This is a genomic window from Pseudoalteromonas rubra (assembly GCF_004212645.1).
Classification (GTDB): domain Bacteria; phylum Pseudomonadota; class Gammaproteobacteria; order Enterobacterales; family Alteromonadaceae; genus Pseudoalteromonas; species Pseudoalteromonas rubra_G.
Genome location: NZ_PPUZ01000160.1, coordinates 1 through 221, shown reverse-complemented (window position 1 = coordinate 221; position 221 = coordinate 1). Strand labels below are relative to the sequence as shown.

Genomic DNA, 221 nt, shown 5'->3' with positions numbered 1-221 from the left:
TACGACCGAGTGGATTCGAACCACCGACCATTGGACCGGGCCATAGAGAGTGGTGGTGTTCTGACCAGCTGAGCTAGGGTCTTACAGAAAAATGAGATTGAAGTTGTGGAATAAGTTGGTACGACCGAGTGGATTCGAACCACCGACCCCCACCATGTCAAGGTGGTGCTCTAACCAACTGAGCTACGGTCGTACTGAGATATGAGTTTTAACCTATTCAA

Annotated in this window: 1 tRNA gene; it reads right to left on the bottom strand. The window is 49.3% G+C overall.

From position 1 onward, the window contains the following. Positions 1-116: 116 nt before the first annotated feature. Positions 117-193, bottom strand: a tRNA-Val gene (locus C3B51_RS23190). Positions 194-221: the final 28 nt, after the last annotated feature.